The sequence below is a fragment of the Billgrantia campisalis genome, assembly GCF_022341425.1.
GTDB classification, from domain to species: domain Bacteria; phylum Pseudomonadota; class Gammaproteobacteria; order Pseudomonadales; family Halomonadaceae; genus Halomonas; species Halomonas campisalis.
The window spans coordinates 240,177-260,357 of the sequence record NZ_JABFUC010000002.1; the positions used below are offsets into that span (position 1 = coordinate 240,177).

Consider the following 20,181-nt stretch of genomic DNA (forward strand, 5'->3'; position numbering starts at 1 on the left):
GAAGCCCGGCTCGCTTCGCCTGCTTTGTGTCTCCCTCGCATCCGGCCGCTGCCAGGTTGGCTGGCCGGGCTGGTATGCGTCTTGTCGGAGGTCTGTCAGCGGTGCCTGGGAAGCCGCAAGATCGATCTGCTGTTTCGTTTCGCCAAGGGTTTGACAAAGGCCAGTGCGCGGCCTACAGTTCGGATATCCAAATAATAAACTCTGTTTCATATGTAAAACAAGAGGCCGGAAGAGGCGAATGGGTATGACAAAGCTAAGAATCGGTATCTGTGGTGGTGGTGTGGGTGGCCTCTGTGCGGCCATCGCCCTGCGTGAGGCGGGCCATGAGGCGATTGTCTTCGAGCAGGCCCGGCAGTTCCTGCGTATCGGCGCCGACGTCAACCTGACGCCCAATGCGGTGCGCGCCCTGGACCGCCTGGGCGTTGGCGAGGAACTGCGCCGCACCGCCGCACGGCCCACCCATCGCCTGAGCCGCACCTGGGACACTGGCGAGGTCACCTCCAGGCTGCCCATGAGCGATGCCGCCGAGGCCAAGTACGGGGCGCCTCAGCTGACTATCCACCGCGGCGACCTGCTCAAGGCCCTGGAGGCGAAGTTGCCGGCCGAGGCGATTCGCCTGGGCAGCAAGGTGGCCAGTGTCGAGGCCGGCGAGCAGCCGGTGGTCCATTTCGAGGATGGCAGCAGCGAGCGCCTGGACCTGGTGATCGGCGCCGACGGCATCCACTCCGCGGTACGCCGTTCGCTGTTCGGCGAGGACAGCCCTGAGTTCACCGGTCTGGTCTCCTATCGGGCGGTGGTGCCGCGCTCGGCGGTGCCCGAGATCGAGAACCTGGACGCCTTCACCAAGTGGTGGGGACCGACCCCGGACGTTCAGGTGGTGGTCTTCCCGCTGACCCGTGGCGAGGAGGTGTTCATCTTCGCCACCACGCCCCAGGAGGGCTGGCGCGAGGAGTCCTGGACCCTGCCCGGCGACGTCGAGGAACTGCGCGAGGTCTATCGGGACTTCCATCCCGACGTGCGCACCCTGCTGGCGGCCTGCGACAGCGTCACCAAGTCGGCGCTCTATGTGCGCGAACCCATGGAGCGCTGGTCCGAGGGGCATGTGACCATTCTCGGCGATGCCGCCCATCCCATGGTGCCCTTCATGGCTCAGGGCGCCTGCATGGCCATCGAGGATGCGGTGGTGCTGTCCCGCTGCCTCGCCGAGGCGACCCTGGACGAGGTGCCAACCGCCCTACAGCGCTACGAGAATGCCCGCAAGCCGCGCACCGCCCAGGTGCAGCGCGGTTCCCTCGCCAACGACTGGCTGAAGGGCGCAGGCAACGCCGACTGGGTCTACGGCTACGACGCCTGGGGCGTGACCCTGGACGACTGACCCTTTCTCGACCACAACCCCACAATCACAAGAGAGCTAGAAAGCCATGAAAACCTCCACCCTGACAAAAGTCGCCCTGACAAACATCGCCGCCGGCCTGTCGCTGGCCGGTCTCTCCTTCACCGCCGCCGCCGATGCGGTCACCCTCAACGTGGTGAGCTTCACCCCCAAGCCCATCGCGGTCTCCCACGGCTTCAGGGAGTTCGTCGCAGCGGTCAACGAGGAGTTCGAGGGGCGCCTGGTCCTCAACTGGCGCGGCGGCCCCGAGGTGATGCCGCCCTTCCGCCTCGCCGATGCGGTGCGCAACAACTCCATCGACATGGCGCTGCTCAGCCCCAGCTACTATTCGGGGCTGGTGCCGTCCTCGACCTCCTCCAACCTGTCGTTCAAGAACTACGAGGAGCTCCTCGAGAGCGGCTACTACGACCGCATGACCGAGATCCACGCCGAGCGGGGCCTCAACTACCTGGGCGAGATTCCCGCCTCCAACGTCCAGTTCTTCCTCTTCTTCAAGGACCGCGTCGACGGCATGGACGACCTCAAGCGCAAGCGCATCCGGGTCTTCCCCACCGGCCTGCCGTTCATCGAGGCGCTGGGGGCCAATGGCCTGGTGCTGCCCATCGGCGAGATCTACACCGCCATGGAGCGTGGGGCCATCGACGGCTTCATGCAGGGCAACATCGGCTGGGCCGAGCAGTTCTCCGATGTGGTCAACTACTACATCACCCCCCCCTTCTACCGTGCCGGCTTCAGCGTCCTGGTCAGCGATCGCGCCATGGGACGGCTCCCCGACGAGCTCCGCGAGGAGCTGACCGAGTACCTGCGCTACACCCTGGCGCCGGAGATCGATCGCAGCTGGGACGAGGTGATCGCCAACGGCTATGCCGAGATGGAGGCCGCCGGCTTCGAGGAGATCGCCCTCAACGGCGAGGAGGCAGAGCAGTACCTGCAGACCGCCATCGACGCCGCCTGGGAATATATGGCCGGCCAGCTCGACAATGATGAGCTGACGGCGGAACTGCGGGCCATGCTGGTCGATTGATTCGTCCTGATGGAATGCCCCGGCCCATCCTGGTCGGGGCATCTTCGAATGTATCTACTTCAGGTGGCTCGATATGCAACAGTCACTCTCCCGCGGCAAGTTACTCCTGGCACTCCTGATGCGGGGCGTAAGCCGCTTAAACCTGGCACTGGCAGCGGTGAGCGCGGCTGTGCTCCTCGCCGCCACCGGTGCCGTCTTCGCCGAGATCCTGTCGCGCCTCTTCTTCGGCCAGTCCCTGATCTGGGTGGTGGAGCTCAGCGGCTATGCGCTGCTCTATATGACCTTTCTCGGGGCGCCCTACCTGCTGGAGAAGAATCGCCACGTGGCCATCGATGTCATCACCACTAGCCTGCCCCCTCGCTGGCGGGTAGCGCTCGGCTTCGCGATGGCGCTGCTGGGGGCTGCGGCCTGTCTCTACGCCGCCTGGTATGGGCTGGGGGTGACGCTCGACCAGTACCAGTTCGGCATCCGCGAGACCACCGTGCTGGCGCCGCGCAGCTATCTGCTCACCTGGGTCTTCCCGCTCGGCCTGTTTCTGGTCGCCATTCAGTTCGTGGCCCAGGCCGTGGCCTGCCTGAAGCGCTGACCTCGCTCCCTCTCTGGAGGACTTTATGGATTGGTGGCTTACGCTATCACTCGTTCTCGGTGCCCTGCTGGTGTTGATGATGCTGGGTCTGCCGGTGGCCTTCTCCTTCCTGGTGGTCAACCTGGTGGGAGCCTATCTCTTCCTCGGTGGCACCTCGGGCGTCGAACAGTTGGTGATCAACACCACCGACGCCCTGACCAGCTTCACCCTGGTGCCCATCGCCATGTTCATGATCATGGGCGAGGTGATGTTCCGCTCCGGCATCGCCAACGACCTGATGGACACCCTGGACAAATGGTTCGGCAAGCTGCGCGGCCGACTCGCCTACATGGCGGTGGGCGGCGGCGTGCTCTTCTCCACCCTCACCGGCAACAGCATGGGCGCCATCGCTCTGCTGGGCTCCAGCCTGACGCCGGAGATGGAGCGCCGTGGCTACAAGAAACCCATGTCGCTGGGGCCCATCATCGGCTCCGCGGGGCTCGCCATCATGATCCCGCCCAGCGCCCTGGCGGTGGTGCTCGGCGTGGTGGCCGAGCTGCCCATCGGGCGGCTGCTGATCGCCATCATCGCCCCCGGGCTGCTGATGGCGGTACTCTATGCCCTCTACATCTGGGGACGCTGCACCCTGCAGCCGGACCTGGCCCCCACTTTCGATGTGCAGCCCACGCCGCTCAAGGAGAAGGTCAGTGCGGGCGTCCGCAACATCCTGCCCATCGGCTTCATCGTCTTCGCGGTGGTGGGGGTGATCTTCCTCGGCCTGGCGACGCCCACCGAGGCGGCCGCCTCCGGTGCGGTGGCCACCATCCTGCTGGCGCTGGTCAAGCGTCGCCTGACGGTGGAGAACTTCAGTCGCTCCATGTTCGAGAGTGCCAACATCTCGGTGATGGTGCTGCTCATCGTCGCCGGGGCCGTGGCCTTCAGTCAGCTGCTGGCCTTCACCGGTGCCACCTTCGGCATGATGGATGCGGTGATGAACCTGCCGGTCAACGACCACCTGATCGTGCTGACCATGATCTTGACCGTGGTGCTGCTGGGCATGTTCATGGGGCCGCTGCCGATCATGCTGATCACCCTGCCGATCTTCGTGCCGGTGGTGGATCATATGGGCTTCGACACCATCTGGTTCGCGGTGCTCTTCCTGCTCGCCATCGAGACCGGTTCCACCTCGCCGCCGCTGGGGGCGGCGCTGTTCGTGATGAAGGCGGTGGCGCCGGAGGGCACCACCATGGGCAGCATCTACCGGGCCGCCATTCCCTTCCTGATCTGCGACTTCCTGGCGATCGGCATCATCTTCGCCTTTCCGCAGATCGTCACCGGCCCGGTCAGCTGGATGTTCGGCTAGCAGACCAAACGACCCGCGGCAGATCGCGGGTCGGGGAGGCTCCCTGACCCGCCTCAACGTCGTCGCCGATCAACAGCGCGCCGACCTCAAGGCGCTGCCGCTGGGTATTTTATTAATTTTAAAACAATGACTTAGCTTTTGATATTTGTGTGTGATCCGACCTTGACAAGGGCCGGGAGACCACTTATCTTGAGTGTATCAAATAATAAATGAGTTTTCATATTTGAATCATCGAGGTTTGGAGCGTAGAGCTTGCATCGATAGAGATCGGCTCTCCGCCTGGCCATTCGCCCGCTGGAAGCGACTCCCGCACCACGACATCCGCTGCGGCCCGGGCATGACATGCCGCGCACCCAGGGCAGGGGGTATGCTGGTGCCTGGAACGGCCATCACAGGAGAGGACGCTTTATGAGTGACAAAGATGCACGCAGATACCTGATCCCCGGCCTGGAGCGCGGCCTGACCATCCTGATGGAGCTGAGCCGCAACCATCGGGAGATGAGCTTCGCCGAGATCGCCAAGCGGGTGGACATTCCCAAGGCGACCGCCTATCGGGCGATCCAGACCCTGGAGTACATGGGCTTCCTGCGGCGCCATCCGACCACCGGGCTCTACTCCCTGGGAGTCAACGTCCTGCGCCTCGGTTTCGAGTACGTGGCATCGCTGGACGTGGTGCAGGTGGGCCAGCCGGTGATCGAATCGCTGCGTGACGCCACCGGCTGCTCGAGCCATATCGCCATCCGCGACGGCCAGGACGTCATCTACGTGGCCCGGGTCAGCGCCGCCAATGCGACTATTCGCCGGGTCAGCGTCGGCACTCGCCTGCCGGTGCACCGTACTTCCCTGGGACGGATGCTGCTCACCGGCCTGAGCCGCGAGGAGTTCGAGGCGCTCTATCCCGACGAGGCGCTGCCCGACAGCCAGCCCGGGGCGCCGGCCAATCGCGAGGCGCTCTGGGCGCTAGTCCAGGAGGATCGCCGTCGCGGCTACGTGATCGCCGAGTCCTACTTTCAGCTCGGCATCTCCTCCATCGTCTACCCCGTCTTCAATGCCGACGGAGAGATCGAGGCGGTGGTGAGCATCATGGTGCCGGTCCACGAGATTCCCGCCGAGGAGCGCGAGCGGCTGCGCGGCCCGGTGGAAAAAGCCGCGGCGACCATCTCCGGACTGCTTGGCTACCGTAGCGTCGCCGAGCGCCAGGGGACCTAGCGCAAGCACGGAACCGGCCCAGCCGGACAGCAACCGCCCGACGCCCAGGCGCGGGCCAGACAGACGACAACCGCGTCGAGTGACGCAGGAGTGAGAGCATGAGCATCGTTGGCATCGAAGCGCTGGAGTTCGGCGTCGAGGATCTGGAAGTCAGCAAGCGGTTCGTGACCGACTTCGGACTCTCGCCGGTGGACGAAACGACCTTTGAGACCCTCAACGGCGCGCGCCTGAGCCTGGCGCCGGTGGACGACCCGGCGCTGCCGCCGGCCTTCGAGCCCGGCTCGACCCTGCGGCGCATGACCTGGGGCGCGGCCGATGCGGCCGCCCTTGAGGCGCTGAAAGCGCGCCTGGCCGACCAGCCGGGCTTCGTCGACCGGGGTGACGCCATCGAGTGTCGCGATCCCAACGGCATGACGGTGGCCGTCCGCATCAGCACATTGCGCGACGTGGCGCTCGAGGTCACCCCGATCAACCAGTACGGTGACATGCGCCGCGTCGACCAACCGAGCCCGGTCTATGAGCGTGCCACCCCGGTCGGCATCGGCCATGCGGTGTTCTTCGTCGACGACCTCGAGGCCACCGAGGCCTTCTATCGCGACAAACTGGGCTTCGCCGTCTCCGACCGCTACACCGATCGTGCCGTTTTCCTGCGTATGCAGGCCCGCGGAGGGCATCACAACCTCTTCCTGCTCAAGCTGCCCCACCGTGGCGCCGGCCTCAACCATGTGGCCTTCACCGTGCGCGACATCCACGAGGTGATCGGCGGCGGCCTGGCGATGAACCGCAAGCAGTGGAGCACCTTCCTGGGCCCGGGGCGCCACCCGATCTCCTCGGCCTACTTCTGGTATGTGAATAGCCCCCTTGGTGGTGCCTTCGAGTACTACACCAACGAGGACTACCTCACCGAGGCCTGGGTGCCCCGCGAGATGGAGCACTCCCTGGAGTCTTTCACCGAGTGGGCGGTGGAAGGCGGTATCGATGCCGAGACCCGTCGGCAGAAGAAAGCGGAAGCCTGACGGTGGTCCCGATAAACGGTAAATAACGTCTGACGAACCAAGGTAGAGAAAACAAGACAGATAAATAACCCGATATAAGCGCGACTACCTCCTAATATAGAAAGACCGTTAAATACGGGGTCGAAAGCGATGAAAAGTCCCGGATCGAGATGCCTTTAATTGGCGTCCTAGGGATCGCTTTGCCCCGATCTAAGAAAATTAGCTGTGGTGCCAATGGGCACGGAAATAAATCAGTAGCCGAACGAGAGGAAACGACGATGTCAGAGCTTCTGGAAACCTGGAAAAAACCCGAAAACGTATCTTTCGAAGAGTGGATGCAGACCCGCATCGCCCGCTTCAAGGGACGCAAGTACGACTGGAGTGCCCTGAAGTTCCAGGCCGACTACGACCCCAAGTATCGCCGTGCCCAGATGCGCTATATCGGCACCGGCGCCACCGGGGTCAAGGACGATGCCAACACCATTCCCGCCGAGCACTTCACCTTCTCCACCATGGTGCTGCCGTCCAAGTGCGAAGGACCCCTGCATGTCCATGACGACGTGGAAGAGGTGTTCTTCGTGCTCAAGGGCACCATCACCCTCTATCTCAAGGATGGCGACGACACCATGGAGACCGTGCTCGAGGAGCGCGACGTTATCTCCATCCCGCCGCGCATCTACCGGGGCCTGTTCAACCACGGTGAGGAAGAGGCGCTGATGTGCGTGATGCTGGGGACTCCGCGGCCGCAGATCCCCACCTATCCGGAGGATCATCCCCTGTCCAAGGTCAAGCGCAACTAAGCGCTTTCTACATATGAAAATGGAGGACGTCGTGGACGCCAGACGCCTGAGGCTCGAGACGGGAGAGCAGTGCTATCGGGAAGGGGGCCCTGGGTCGCCAGACGAGGCCCCGACCCTGGTGCTGCTGCATGGCATCAGCTCCAGTGCCGGTTCCTGGGCCAAGCTCGCCGAGCGGCTGCCCGGCTATCGCCTGCTGGCCTGGGACGCCCCGGGTTATGGCGACAGCCAGCCCCTGGCGAACGAGGCGCCCACGGCCGCCGACTATGCCGAGCGCCTGGAGGCCTGGCTGGCGGCGCTCGGGGTCGAGCGTTGCGTGCTGGTGGGCCACTCCCTGGGGGCCATGATGGCCGGCGCCTATCTGGCCGCTCACCCGGGCCGGCTAGCCGGGGTGGTGCTGGCGGACCCGGCCCAGGGCTACGGCGATGCCGATGAGGCCAAACGCGACGAGGTCTACCGCAGCCGCTGGACCCAGCTCGAGACCCAGGGCCATGCCGCCTACGCCCGAGCGCGGGCGCCGCGACTGCTGCGCGAGGGCGCCGATCCGGCGGACATCGCCCGGGTCGAGGCGGAGATGCAGAAGCTGCATGTGGCGGGCTTCGCCCAGGCCGGCTGGATGCTCGCCAACGACCTGCTGTCACGCTACCTGCCGGTCGCACCGGCGCTGCCGACCCTGGTGGTGTGCGGCGACGAGGATCGCATCACCCCGCCCGAGGATGCCCGTGGCCTGGCCAGCCGCCTGGGGTTGCCCTATCGCGACATCCCGCGGGCCGGGCATGCCAGCTATATCGATGCACCCGAGGCCTTCGCCCGGGTCCTGGACGACTTCGCCCGCCCGCTGCTTGGCGTGGCCGACGCTTCCGAGACACCCTAGGAGATCCCCATGAGTTTTCTGATCGAACAACGCGTTGCCGTGGTCACCGGCGGCTCCTCGGGGATCGGCCTCGAGACCGTGCGCCTGCTGCTGGCCGAGGGCGCCCGGGTGGCCTTCTGCGGCCGCAATGCCGAGCGTCTGGCGACGGCCGAGGCGAGCCTGCGTGAGGCCTTCCCCGACGCCGAGCTGCTGGCGATGTCCTGCGACGTGCTCGACGAGGCCTCCTGCGCGGATTTCGCGGCGGCGGTGGCCCAGCGCTTCGGCGGCGCCGACATGCTGATCGCCAATGCCGGCCAGGGCTACGTGGCCCACTACGACGACACCCCCAAGGAGGCCTGGCTGGCCGAGGCCAACCTCAAGCTGTTCGGCGTGATCAACCCGCTGAACGCCTTTCGGGCGCAACTGGCCGCCGCCGAGATCGGCTCGCTCACCTGCGTCAACTCCCTGCTGGCGCTGCAGCCGGAGCCCCACATGATCGCCACCTCGGCGGCCCGGGCGGCGCTGCTCAACCTGACCCACTCCCTGGCCCACGAGCTGGTCGACGAGGGCATCCGGGTCAACTCCATCCTGCTCGGCATGGTGGAGTCGGGGCAGTGGCGGCGGCGCTTCGAGGCCCGCGACGACCAGTCGCTGAGCTGGGAGCAGTGGATCGCCGGCATCGCCGCCAAGCGCGGCATCCCCATGAAGCGCCTGGGGCGCCCTGAGGAGCCGGCCCGCGCCCTGGTGTTCCTGGCCTCGCCCCTGGCCTCCTTCACCACCGGTGCCGCACTCGACGTCTCCGGCGGCTTCAACCATCACCTTTAACCCGCGAGGACGCCTCCGCAATGACGACCAAGCGTTTGATGATCATCGGCTACGGGGCCATGGCCCAGGAAGTGCATCGGCTGCTGCCGGCGGGCCTGGAACTGGCCTGGGTGGTGGTGCCCGAGTCCCAGCTGGTGTCCACCCGCGAACAACTGGGCGCCGGGGTCGAGGTGCTCTCCTCGACGACCCAGTGCGAGGGGCGTCCCGACCTGGTGGTGGAGTGCGCCGGCCAGCCCGGACTCGCCGAGCATGGCGAGGCGGTGCTCGGCCGGGGCCTGACCCTGGCCATCGTGGCCACCGGCGCCCTGGCCGATGAGGCGCTCTATGGCCGCCTGCGCCAGGCCGCCGAGGCGGGCGGCGGGCGCATGCTGGTGCTCTCCGGTGCCGTGGCCGGCATGGATGGCCTGGCCGCCGCCCGGGAGGGCGGCCTGGAAAGCGTCACCTACGAGGCCTGCAAGGCCCCCGGGAGCTGGAAGGGCAGCCATGCCGAGCAGCTGGTGGACCTGGACGCCCTCACCGAGGCGACGGTCTTCTACGAAGGCACCGCCGGCGAGGCCGCGCGCCTCTTCCCGGCCAACGCCAACGTGGCGGCCACCATCGCCCTGGCCGGGATCGGCATGCAGGCCACCACCGTGCGCCTCACCGCCGATCCGGCGGCCACCCGCAACACCCATCGCATCCACGTCCAGGGGCGCTTCGGCGAGTTCCGTATCGAGCTCAACGGCCGACCCCTGGAGCACAATCCCAAGACCTCGATGCTCGCCGCCCTGTCGGTGGTCCGCGCCTGTCGCCAGGTGCTGGACCCGGTGACGGTGTGAGCGAAAGGAGCATGACGATGACCCAACCGATCTTCATCGCCGGCGAGTGGCGGGTCGGACGAGGTGACCCCCTGACCTCGATCTTCCCCGCCGACGGTTCGGTGAACGCCCGGCTCAATGCCGCCAGTCTCGAGGACGTGGACGAGGCGATCGCGGCCGCCGACGCCGCCTGGCGGCGCCCCGAGTGGCGCGACCTGGTGCCCCACCAGCGGGCCACCATCCTCTATCGGGTCAGCCAGCTGATCGAGTCGCGTCTCGAGGAACTGGCCGCCCTGCAGACCCGCGACAACGGCAAGCCCCTGGCCGAGACCCGCGCCCTGGTGGCCAGCGCCGCCGGCACCGCCCGCTACTTCGCGGCGGCCTGCGAGACCCTGGAGGGCGAGCTGCCCACCCCGCGCAGCGCCGACCTGATGACCCTGAGCACCTACGAGCCGCTCGGCGTCATCGCCGCCATCACGCCCTGGAACTCGCCCATCGCCAGCGAGATGCAGAAGGTCGCCCCGGCGCTCGCCGCCGGCAACGCCGTGGTGCTCAAGCCCGCCGAGGCCACGCCGCTGATGGCCCTCAAGCTGGCCGAGCTGTTCGAGGAGGCGGGGCTGCCCAAGGGGCTGCTCAGCGTGCTGCCGGGCCGCGGCCGGGTGATCGGCGAGGCCATCGTGCGCCACCCCAAGGTGCGCAAGATCTCCTTCACCGGCGGCACCAATACCGGCCGTCATCTGGCCCATATCGCCGCCGACAAGCTGATCGGCACCTCGCTGGAGCTGGGTGGCAAGTCGCCCACCATCGTCTGCGAGGACGCCGACCTGGAGGAGGCCGCCCAGGGCATCGCCTACGGCATCTTCAGCTCCGCCGGCCAGGCCTGCATCGCCGGCTCGCGGCTGTTCGTCCCGCGTCGCCGCTACGACGAGGTGATGACCCGCCTGCTGGAGATCACCCGCGGCCTGCGCGTCGGCCATCCCGAGACCCCGGGCACTCACCTGGGGCCGCTGATCAGCGAGGCCCATCGCGACAGCGTGGCCGCCTACGTGGACCAGGCTTGTGCCGAGGGGGGCCGGGTGCTGTGTGGCGGCGGCGCGCCGCAGGATGCCGAGCTGGCCCGGGGCAGCTACTACCTGCCCACCCTCATCGAGGGGCTGCCCCACGACAGCGCGGTGTGCCAGGAGGAGATCTTCGGCCCGGTCCTGGTGGCGCTGCCCTACGACGACGAGGAGCAGTTGGTCGGCTTGGCCAACGACAACGTCTTCGGCCTGGCCGCCGGCATCTGGGCCGCGGACTACCGGCGTGCCCTGCGCCTGGCCGCGCGTCTCGAGGCCGGTACGGTGTGGATCAACACCTACAAGAAGTTCGCCATCTCCACCCCCTTCGGTGGCTTCAAGGAGAGCGGCCTGGGGCGCGAGAAGGGGCGCCAGGGCATCCAGGCCTACATGCAGCAGAAGAGCCTCTACCTGGGGCTGGGCACTGCCCCCATGGGCTGGGCCAACTGACGCCGCGCCGGCACCCACAACAAAGGAATTCACCATGAGCACCATCACCGTCGGCGAAGCGATCGCCCGTACCCTCGAGGCCTATGCGGTCTCCGCCGTCTACGGCGTCATCTCCATCCACAACCTGCCGATCGCCGACGCCGTCGGACGGCGCGACAAGATCCGCTTCGTGCCCGCCCGCGGCGAGGCCGGCTCGGTGACCATGGCCGATGCCCACACCCGGGTGGGCAGCCTGGGCGTGGCCCTGACCAGCACCGGCGCCGGCGCCGGCAACGCCATCGGCGGCCTGCTCGAGGCGCTCAACGCCGGCACGCCCCTGCTGCACATCACCGGCCAGGTGGAGAAGGCTTACCTGGACCGGGACGCCGGCTTCATCCACGAGACCAAGGATCAGCTCACCTTCCTCCGGGCCAGCTCCAAGGCCGCCTACCGGGTCTGCACCCCGGAGCAGGCGGTGCCCCTGCTGCATCGCGCCATCCGCGAGGCGATGACCCTGCCGCGGGGGCCGGTGAGCCTGGAGATCCCCATCGACATCCAGGCCAGCCCGGTCGAGTGGGTAGAAACCTCACCGGTGGCCCCGGCCACCCCGGCCCCGGTCGCCGATGCCGAGATCGATGCGCTGGCCGAGCGGCTCGCGACGGCCAGGCGCCCCTTGCTGTGGATCGGCGGCGGGACCCTGGAGGCCAGCGAGGCGGTCAGGCGCTTGGCGGATGCCGGCATCCCGGTGGTCTCCAGCACCCACGCCCGCGGCGTGCTGCCCGACGGCCACCCGCGCAGCCTGCGTGCCTTCCACAACGCCGCCTCGGTGGAGGCGCTGTTCGCCGAGAGCGACCTGATGGTGGTGGCAGGCTCCAGGCTGCGCAGCAACGAGACCAAGACCTACTCCGTCGAGCTGCCGCGGCCCCTGGTGCAGATCGATGTCGACCCCGCCGCCGCCCATCGCAACTACCGGGCCGACGCCTTCCTGTGCGGCGACTGCGCCGATGTGCTGGGTCGCCTGGCCGATCGCCTCGCGGGGCGGAAGCCGGATGCCGCCTACGACGCGGCGGTGGCCGAGGCGGTGAGCCAGGCCGAGCAGGCGCTGCGCACCCAGGTGGGCGAGTACGCCAAGCTCAGCGATGCGGTGCGTGCCGCCCTGCCCGAGGACGGTATCTTCGTGCGCGATATCACCGTCTCCGGCAGCACCTGGGGCAGCCGCCTGCTGCCCATCGAGCGGCCGCTGACCAACATCCACTCCCTGGCCGGGGCCATCGGCCTGGGCCTGGCCCATGGCATCGGCTGTGCCGTGGCCCGGCCCGACCGCAAGGTGGTCACCCTGGTCGGCGACGGCGGCCTGGCACTCGGCCTCGGCGAGCTGGCGACCATGGCCCAGGAGAAGCTCGACATGACCCTGATCGTGATGAACGACGGCGGCTACGGGGTAATGCGCGGCATCCAGGAGAAGTATTTCGAGGGGCGCCAGTACTACAACGAGCTGCACACCCCGAACTTCCAGCAGCTGGCCGATGCCATGGGCATCCAGCGCTGGAAGGTCAGCCACGGCGACGACTTCGCCGCGGTGCTGGCCGAGGCAGTGGGTCAGCCGGGGCCGGCCCTGGTGGAGGTGGACATGCCCAGTGTCGGCGAGTTGAAGTTCTCCGGCCCGCCCCAGAAGACACTCTACTGAGCGACCGAGAAACCGTCGAGATCACGAGCCCGCCCCCGCCTCGCCGGGGGTAGGGGGAGCTTTGGCCGGAAAACGAAGTTGGGGAGGTGATGACCGCGACAACAACGACAAGCACTCAGTGGAACCGACAACAACCAACGTCCTGACATTCAAGTTCAAGAGGAACTTTCAATGAAATACAACAAGGTAATGGCACTGGCCGCGATGCTGCCGGTGGGGCTAACTGCTGCCACTTCCCAGGCCTTCGATGTGGTCCCCGCTGGAGAGCCGGTGGTCACCGGGGAGCCGAGTCGTGTGGGGGCGCCCTGGAACCATCGCTCCACCTTCAATATTCCCGGCACCAATACCGATGTCGCCTTCGGCGGCTATGTGAAGTTCGACGCCCACTACGATTTCGATTTTGATCAGGGCGACGCCACCGATCCGTTGGCGCTGCTCAATCCGGCCAACGAGACCGACGGGCGCACCACCTTCACTGGCAAGGAGTCGCGGCTCAACTTCCGTACCCATACCCGCACCGATCGTGGCACCGTGACCACCTTCGTCGAGGGACACTTCCTGCCCGATGCCAAGTTCAACCTGCGCCACGCCTATGGTGAGTACCTGGGTTTCCTGGCCGGGCAGAGCTGGACCAACTTCATGCACTTCCACGGCACCCCGCGCAGCCTCAAGCTGGGGGGGCCCATCGGCTATGCCACCGGTCGTCCCAATCAGCTTCGCTACACTCACCGGGCCGGGCCCAACGCCTTCTCGGTTTCCCTGGAGGAGCCTTCCTTTGCCCTGTCGCCCATCGGCAGTGCCGGTGTGGAGACCGAGAATCGCCTGCCGACCCTGACCGCTCGCTACCAGTTCGGCCGCACCTTCGGTATTTCGGCTCTGGTCAGTGAGTTCTCCACCAACGAAGCCACTACCGGTGTGGATGAGAGCACCACCGGCTATGGCTTTGCTGCGCAATTGGCAGTGCCTATGGGAGATGCCACGACCTTCAAGGCCAACGCCACCGTGGGCAGCGGCCTGGGTAGCTACCTGAGCTTTGTGCCGGATTTCGTGGCCGGTGGTCGCACGCCGGATGCCTATATCGATGCCAACGGCGCTCTCAAGAGCGTTGATTCCCACGCCTTCGGGGTCTCCCTGGAGCATAACTGGAACAGCGACTGGTCCAGCGCCGTCGGTACTTCTCGCTTCAGTCAGGATTTGCCGGACGATATCGCCGGCTTCCAGAGTGGCCTGGATCGCGTGCAGTACTCCTTCGTCAACCTGATCTGGGACGTCAATCAGCGCCTGTCCACCGGTATCGAGTACCAGCACTCCGATATCAAGCGGGTCAACGGCGAGTCGGACGACGCCAGCCGCATCCAGGCCAGCGTGCAGTTTCACTTCTAGGGCGCTGCCTCCCGGGGAACGGGCACCGCTCGCCCAGGCCCCGTCCCCGGGTCTTTCCTTGACGCTTACCGTTTTTGCCGATGGCCCCACCATCGGCTTTTTTCCTGGTGACGGCGGCTGCGGCGCTAGGGAGGCGATGGCAGGGGGGATTCACGCTCGGCTTGCCGCCACTGCCTCAGCAGCCAGGCGAAGGCGAGGCCGAGCAGCAGCAGCCATACGCCGGCGGCGGCCAGCAGCCATTGGCTATTGGCCAGGCGCAGCACGATACCCCCCAGGCTGACCCCCACCGACTGGCCGAGAAACAGGCAGCCGGCGAACACCGCCATGCCGGTGCCGCGGGCGGTGGGCGCCATCTGGGTGGCATTGATCTGCAGGGTGCTGTGCATCATGTAGAAGCCGAGCCCGGTGGAAAAGGCGCTGGCGGCGGCCAGCAGCGGCTGTGGCGCCAGGGCCAGCCCAATGAAGCCCGCCCCCATCAGCAGGCCGCCCCCGGCGGCCAGGCCCGGTTCGCCCAGGCGCCTGACCAGCGGCCTGGCCAGGGCGGCGAAGATCAGCCCGCCCACGCCGAACAGGGCCACCATCAGTCCCGCCTGGGTCAGCGAGACCTCAAGCCTGGCGTAGAGGTGACTGGCCACGAAGGCCAGGGCGCCGAAGGCGGCGATGCCCTCGAGAAACACCAGCGCCAGGATGCGCCGGGCACGGGCGATTCGCAGGATCTCGCCAAGGCGCGCCACGAAGGCGACCCCCCCCTGTTCCGCCTTGGACGGGGAGAGACTGGGGCGGCGATGCAGCATCGCCAGCAGCAGCCCACCGGCCAGCAGGAACAGCAGCGTCAGTAGGAAGAAGGCGGCCTGCCAGCCCAGCGTATCGGCGAGAAAACCGCCCGCCACCTGCCCGGTGATCAGCCCCATTACCGCACCCGAGAGCATGTGGGCCAGCGTCACCTGGCGGCTCTCATAGGGCACGTTGTCACCCACCCAGGCCATGGAGAGCGGAATGATGGCGGCGGCTGTGGCACCGGTCAGGGTGCGAAACACCAGCAATAGCGACAGCGACCCGGAAAGCGCCGAACCCAGCGCACCAACCGCGCAGGCCACGGTGGCCAGGCCGATGACCCGCAGCGTGCCATGGCGGTCGCCCAGTGGGCCGTAGGCGAGCTGCATGACACCGTAGGCGATGGCGAAGAGGGTGATGTTCTGCGCCACGTCGGCCACCGGGCGCTCGAAGGCATAAGACAGGGCCGGGAGCATGGCGTCGGTGACTCGCATGGACGCCATGCTGGCGAAGCCGGCCAGGGCGAGCAGCAGGATGACCAGGCGAGAGGGAGGCGAGGTACCGCTCAACGCTCTGCCCCCTGTGCCTGTTGAGCCCCCATGGCCCGCTCGGCGGGTCGCACCAGCCCCACGAAACTCGCCACGGCCAGCAGGCCGCCCAGCGCCACGACGATGGCCATGGTGCGCGAGGTGCCGTCGTGGAACTGGCCTACCGCGCCGCCGACCACGGCAGCAATGGTCATCTGCAGGAAGCCGAAGAGCGACGAGGCTGCGCCGGCGCAGTGCGGGTTGTGGGCCAGTGCGCCCGTCATCGACTGCGGCATCAATACGCCCATGCCGACCATGAAGATGACATGGGGGCCTACCACCGCCCAGGCGGCAAATACCCCGGAGAGCGACAATGCAGCCATTAGGCTGCCGCCCGCAGCGCAAACCAGCGTGGCTAGGCCCACCAGCCGCTCGCGACCCAGCCGATGGCTGTAGCGCCCACTGAGCAGGGTGCCGATGAAGAAGCCGGCCACGATCAGGGTGAAGAACAGACCGTACTGAAACGGCGAAACGCCGAGAAAGTCGATCAGTACGAACGATGAACCCGAGAGGTAGGCGAACAGGCCCGAGAAGGCCGCCGCGTTGGTCAGGGTATAGCCCATGAAGGTGCGCTGGCCGAGCAGCATGCGAAAGTTGGCCACGATGGCTTTCGGGTGGATCGACTGGCGCCGCTCCGGCGGCAGTGGCTCCGGCAAGGCCAGGATCAGCAGCGGCAGCATCGCCGCGGCGTAGATCGCCAGCAGCACGAAGACCGACTCCCAGCCCCAGAGCAGCAGCAGCCCCGCGCCAACGATGGGTGCCACCGCCGGGGCAAGCGACATGGTGCTGGCCATATAGGAGAGCACCCGGCCGGCCTCGATGGGGCCGTAGATGTCGCGCACGGCGGCACGGCCCAGCACCGGCCCGGTGGCGCCCCCCAGTGCCTGCAGGAAGCGCCCGGCCAGCAGCCACTCGATGCTGGGGGCGAAGGCGCACAACAGGCTCGCCAGCAGGAACAGGCTGAAGCCGGCGATCATGACCGGCTTGCGCCCGAAGCGGTCGGAGAAGGGACCGCAGAACAGTTGGGCGGCGGCAAAGCCGGCCATATAGAGGCTCAGGGTCAGCTGCACCTGGTCGGGACCGGTGTCGAGCGCCTCGGCCATGGCAGGCATGGCGGGCAGGTACATATCGGTGGCCAGCGGACCCAGCGCGGTCAGCGCCGCCAGGGTCACTACCGTAGCGGGGGAAGTCAGCCTCAGCACATCGGTCTCTCCTCGGGTAAGCGAACAACGACTAGCGGGCGCCGCTCTCCCGGCTCGAGTCTCGTTGCTCGAGACATCGGAAGGAGCGGCACCCGCTAGTCGTTAGCCTGCTTAATATAGCCTAAATCCCGCGGGCTTGCTCAGCCCGCATCCGGCTGCTCCGCCGGCGAGGCCCTGTGGAAGGCATCGAGCGCGCGACAGTTGGCGACGATGCGTTGGATCGTCGGGTAGGCCGAGAGGTCGCACTCGAAGCGTTCGGCGTTGAACACCTGGGGCACCAGGCAGAGGTCCGCCAGGGCCGGGGTATCACCGTGGCAGAAGTCGCCGGTGGCGTCCTCGCCTGCGAGCCTCGCCTCCAGGGCGGCGAAGCCCTCGGTGATCCAGTGGCGGTACCAGGCCAGCTTGGCCGCCTCGTCCACCCCCAGCTCGCCTACCAGGTACTTGAGCACCTTTAGATTGTTGAGTGGATGGATCTCGCAGGCGATGAGCTGGGCCAGCGAGCGTACCCGGGCGCGGCCCTCGGCATCGGTCGGCAGCAGCGCCGGTTCCGGATAGCGCTCCTCCAGGTACTCGCAGATCGCCAGGGACTGGGTCAGCTGCACGCCGTCGTCGGTCTCGAGGGTCGGCACCAGCCCCTGGGGGTTGCGGTCGAGATTCTCCTGCCCGCGCTGCTCACCCTTGACCAGGTTGACCGGGGCCTGGTCATAGTCCAGGCCCTTGAGGTTCAGGGCGATGCGCACCCGGTAGGCCGCCGAGGAGCGGAAATAGCCGTATAGCGTCGTCATCGTGTGCCTCCGCGGGCTGGCTTACTTGGGCTGACTTACCTTTGTCTGGTATGGCACCACCTGCTGGTCGATGGTGCCGAAGATGTTGTTGCCCTCACGGTCGAACATCTCGATGCGCACCCGATCGCCGAAGCGCATGAAGGAGGTCTTGGCCTGGCCGTGCAGGATCTGCTCGACCATGCGCACCTCGGCCAGGCAGCTGTAGCCCACGCCGCCATCGGTAATCGGCTTTCCGGGGCCGCCGTCGGGGTCGGGGTTGGAGACGGTGCCCGAGCCGACGATGGCGCCGGCGCCGAGATAGCGCGTCTTGGCGGCATGGGCCACCAGTTGCGGGAAGCTGAAGATCATGTCCGGGCCGGCTTCTGGCTCGCCGAACTTCTCGCCGTTGAAGTGCACGGTCAGCGGCAGATGCACCTTGCCGTCCTGCCAGGCGTCGCCCAGTTCGTCCGGGGTCACGGCGATCGGCGAGAAGCTCGAGGCCGGCTTGGCCTGGAAGAAGCCGAAGCCCTTGGCCAGCTCGCCGGGGATCAGGCCGCGCAGGCTGACGTCGTTGACCAGCATGATCAGCTTGATATGGCCGGCGGCCTGCTCCGGGGTTACCGCCATGGGCACGTCGTCGGTGATCACCGCGATCTCGCCTTCGAAATCGATGCCGTGCTCCTCGCTGACCGCCTCGATGTCCTCGGTGGGCGCCAGGAACTTGTCGCCACCGCCCTGGTACATCAGCGGGTCGGTCCAGAAGGTCTCGGGCATCTCGGCGTTGCGCGCCTGGCGCACCAGCTTGACGTGATTGAGGTAGGCGGAGCCGTCGGCCCAGTGGTAGCTGCGCGGCAGCGGCGAGTGCAGTTTGCCCTGGTCCAGGTCAAACGCGCCCTCGGCCTTGCCGTCGTTGAGCTCGGCATAGCGCTGCTCCAGCTTGGGTGCCAGGCTGTCCCAGTTCTCGACTGCCTGCTGCAGGGTAGCAGCGATGTCGGTGGCATGTACGGCCCGGCTCAGGTTGCGGGAAACCAGGATCAGTTCGCCGTCGCGGCCGTTCTTGAGAGTGGCGAGTTTCATCGTCGTTGGGTCCTTTCGTCAGGGGCAAGTGTTGCCATGGGGGAGGGGCTGCTACGGCTTGGTGGGATCGAAATGCGAACGCAGGGTCGACCACACATCGACGTAGTCGCGCTGGCGGATCTCGGCGTTCAGCGCGGCCTCGGTCGGGTGATAGACGTAGCGGCTCTCGAACATAAAGGCCATGGTATCGCCCTGGTACTGCGGGGTCAGCTCGGCATTGCTGGCCTTCTCGAAGGTGTCGGCGTCCGGCCCGTGGGGCGACATGCAGTTGTGCAGGCTGGCGCCGCCGGGCAAAAAGCCCTCCGCCTTGGCGTCGTATTCGCCATGGATCAGGCCCATGAACTCGCTCATCAGATTGCGATGGAAGTAGGGCGGTCGGAAGGTGTTCTCGGCCACCATCCAGCGCGGCGGGAAGATCACGAAGTCCAGGTTGGCCATGCCCGGCGTGTCGGAGGCCGAGGTCAGCACGGTGAAGATCGAGGGATCGGGGTGGTCGAAGCTCACCGTGTTGATGGTATTGAAGTGGGCCAGGTTGTACTTGTAGGGCGCGACGTTACCGTGCCAGGCCACCACGTCCAGCGGCGAGTGGCCGAGCTTGGTGGCCCAGAAGCGCCCGGAGAACTTGGCCACCAGCTCGAAGTCGCCCTCGAGGTCCTCGTAGCTCGCCACCGGGCTCTGGAAGTCGCGGGGGTTGGCCAGCCCGTTGGCGCCGATGGGCCCCAGGCCCGGCAGTTCCAGCGGGCTGCCGTAGTTCTCGCAGATATAGCCACGGGCGGCGTCGGCGCCTTTGGCCAGGCGTACCTGGAACTTGATGCCGCGGGGAATCACCGCGATCTCGCCGCCGGCCACCTGCAGCTCGCCCAGTTCGGTGCGCAGGCGCAGGGTGCCCAGTTGCGGGACGATCAGCAGCTCGCCGTCGGCGTTGTAGAAGAAGCGCTCGGTCATGTCCCGGTTGAAGGCGTAGACGTGCACGCCGCAGCCGGCCTGGGTGCCGGCGTCGCCGTTGACCGCGATGCTCAGCAGGCCGTCGACGAAGTCGGTGGGCGCATCGGGAATCGGCAGCGGGTCCCAGCGCATCTGGTTGGGGTCGGCGGCGGGCTTGGCCAGCGGTGCCGTGGCCACGCCCTCGACGCTCAGCGGGCGGTAGGCGCTCTGCAGCACCGAGGGGCGGATGCGGTAGAGCCAGCTGCGCAGGTTCTGGTGGCGCGGGGCGGTGAACGCCGAGCCGGTGAGCTGCTCGGCGTAGAGCCCATAGGCGCAGCGCTGGGGCGAGTTCTGGCCCACCGGCAGGGCGCCGGGGAGCGCCTCGCTGGAGAAGTGGTTGCGAAAGCCGCTCTGATACTCAAGCGTCTCGGTCGTCATGGGGAATTCCTCGTCATCCGTGCTGTTGTTGTGGCCGGGC

Annotated in this window: 18 protein-coding genes; 13 read left to right on the forward strand and 5 right to left on the reverse strand. The window is 67.0% G+C overall.

Translation table 11 applies throughout. The features are described from left to right. Window positions 1-244 precede the first annotated feature (244 nt). The 13 genes from HOP52_RS03110 (at window position 245) to HOP52_RS03170 (ending at window position 14,375) form a co-directional block, all read left to right on the forward strand. Window positions 245-1,375, forward strand: coding sequence for an FAD-dependent monooxygenase (locus tag HOP52_RS03110; protein ID WP_238975805.1), 1,131 nt, complete (start codon window positions 245-247; stop codon window positions 1,373-1,375). Window positions 1,376-1,421: 46 nt separating this feature from the next. After that, on the forward strand, window positions 1,422-2,417 hold the full coding sequence (gene dctP, locus HOP52_RS03115) for a TRAP transporter substrate-binding protein DctP (RefSeq protein ID WP_238975806.1): 996 nt from the start codon (window positions 1,422-1,424) through the stop codon (window positions 2,415-2,417). Window positions 2,418-2,490: 73 nt separating this feature from the next. Beyond that, the gene (locus HOP52_RS03120; protein ID WP_238975807.1) at window positions 2,491-3,003 is read left to right on the forward strand and encodes a TRAP transporter small permease; all 513 of its coding nucleotides are present in this window, start codon (window positions 2,491-2,493) and stop codon (window positions 3,001-3,003) included. A gap of 25 nt (window positions 3,004-3,028) precedes the next feature. Beyond that, window positions 3,029-4,345 carry a TRAP transporter large permease gene (locus HOP52_RS03125; RefSeq protein WP_238975808.1) on the forward strand — a complete coding sequence of 439 codons (1,317 nt, stop codon included), beginning with the start codon at window positions 3,029-3,031 and terminating at the stop codon, window positions 4,343-4,345. A gap of 408 nt (window positions 4,346-4,753) precedes the next feature. Next, window positions 4,754-5,554 (forward strand): IclR family transcriptional regulator, encoded by an 801-nt coding sequence (locus tag HOP52_RS03130; RefSeq protein ID WP_238975809.1) that lies wholly within the window; start codon window positions 4,754-4,756, stop codon window positions 5,552-5,554. Window positions 5,555-5,652: 98 nt separating this feature from the next. After that, the gene (locus HOP52_RS03135) at window positions 5,653-6,570 is read left to right on the forward strand and encodes a VOC family protein (RefSeq protein WP_238975810.1); all 918 of its coding nucleotides are present in this window, start codon (window positions 5,653-5,655) and stop codon (window positions 6,568-6,570) included. A 257-nt stretch (window positions 6,571-6,827) separates the two neighbouring features. Continuing rightward, complete coding sequence (locus tag HOP52_RS03140; protein ID WP_238975811.1) at window positions 6,828-7,349, forward strand: cupin domain-containing protein; 522 nt, start codon at window positions 6,828-6,830, stop codon at window positions 7,347-7,349. A 31-nt stretch (window positions 7,350-7,380) separates the two neighbouring features. Continuing rightward, a complete protein-coding gene (locus HOP52_RS03145) occupies window positions 7,381-8,220 on the forward strand; it encodes an alpha/beta fold hydrolase (RefSeq protein WP_238975812.1) in 840 nt (279 codons plus the stop codon). 9 nt (window positions 8,221-8,229) lie between these two features. Next, entirely contained in the window at window positions 8,230-9,024 is a 795-nt protein-coding gene (locus tag HOP52_RS03150) for an SDR family oxidoreductase (RefSeq protein WP_238975813.1), read from the forward strand. A gap of 20 nt (window positions 9,025-9,044) precedes the next feature. Further along, window positions 9,045-9,842: an aspartate dehydrogenase gene (locus HOP52_RS03155; protein ID WP_238975814.1), complete on the forward strand. Its 798-nt coding sequence runs from the start codon at window positions 9,045-9,047 to the stop codon at window positions 9,840-9,842. A gap of 17 nt (window positions 9,843-9,859) precedes the next feature. After that, window positions 9,860-11,326 (forward strand): aldehyde dehydrogenase, encoded by a 1,467-nt coding sequence (locus HOP52_RS03160; protein WP_238975815.1) that lies wholly within the window; start codon window positions 9,860-9,862, stop codon window positions 11,324-11,326. A gap of 34 nt (window positions 11,327-11,360) precedes the next feature. Continuing rightward, window positions 11,361-12,992 carry a thiamine pyrophosphate-binding protein gene (locus HOP52_RS03165; RefSeq protein WP_238975816.1) on the forward strand — a complete coding sequence of 544 codons (1,632 nt, stop codon included), beginning with the start codon at window positions 11,361-11,363 and terminating at the stop codon, window positions 12,990-12,992. 171 nt (window positions 12,993-13,163) lie between these two features. Next, window positions 13,164-14,375 carry a DcaP family trimeric outer membrane transporter gene (locus HOP52_RS03170; protein ID WP_238975817.1) on the forward strand — a complete coding sequence of 404 codons (1,212 nt, stop codon included), beginning with the start codon at window positions 13,164-13,166 and terminating at the stop codon, window positions 14,373-14,375. Between the two features lie 125 nt (window positions 14,376-14,500). Here HOP52_RS03170 and HOP52_RS03175 read toward each other — a convergent pair whose 3' ends face one another. From HOP52_RS03175 to hmgA, 5 genes are all read right to left on the reverse strand, one after another. After that, the gene (locus tag HOP52_RS03175; RefSeq protein ID WP_238975818.1) at window positions 14,501-15,718 is read right to left on the reverse strand and encodes an MFS transporter; all 1,218 of its coding nucleotides are present in this window, start codon (window positions 15,716-15,718) and stop codon (window positions 14,501-14,503) included. Further along, window positions 15,715-16,938, reverse strand: a complete 1,224-nt coding sequence (locus HOP52_RS03180; protein ID WP_238975819.1) for a multidrug effflux MFS transporter — start codon at window positions 16,936-16,938, stop codon at window positions 15,715-15,717. Before HOP52_RS03180 ends, HOP52_RS03175 begins: the two co-directional genes overlap by 4 nt. A 140-nt stretch (window positions 16,939-17,078) precedes the next feature. After that, window positions 17,079-17,723: a maleylacetoacetate isomerase gene (gene maiA / locus HOP52_RS03185; protein WP_238975820.1), complete on the reverse strand. Its 645-nt coding sequence runs from the start codon at window positions 17,721-17,723 to the stop codon at window positions 17,079-17,081. A 21-nt stretch (window positions 17,724-17,744) separates the two neighbouring features. Beyond that, entirely contained in the window at window positions 17,745-18,779 is a 1,035-nt protein-coding gene (locus HOP52_RS03190) for a fumarylacetoacetate hydrolase family protein (protein WP_238975821.1), read from the reverse strand. Between the two features lie 51 nt (window positions 18,780-18,830). Further along, a complete protein-coding gene (hmgA, locus tag HOP52_RS03195) occupies window positions 18,831-20,141 on the reverse strand; it encodes a homogentisate 1,2-dioxygenase (protein WP_238975822.1) in 1,311 nt (436 codons plus the stop codon). Window positions 20,142-20,181 lie beyond the last annotated feature (40 nt).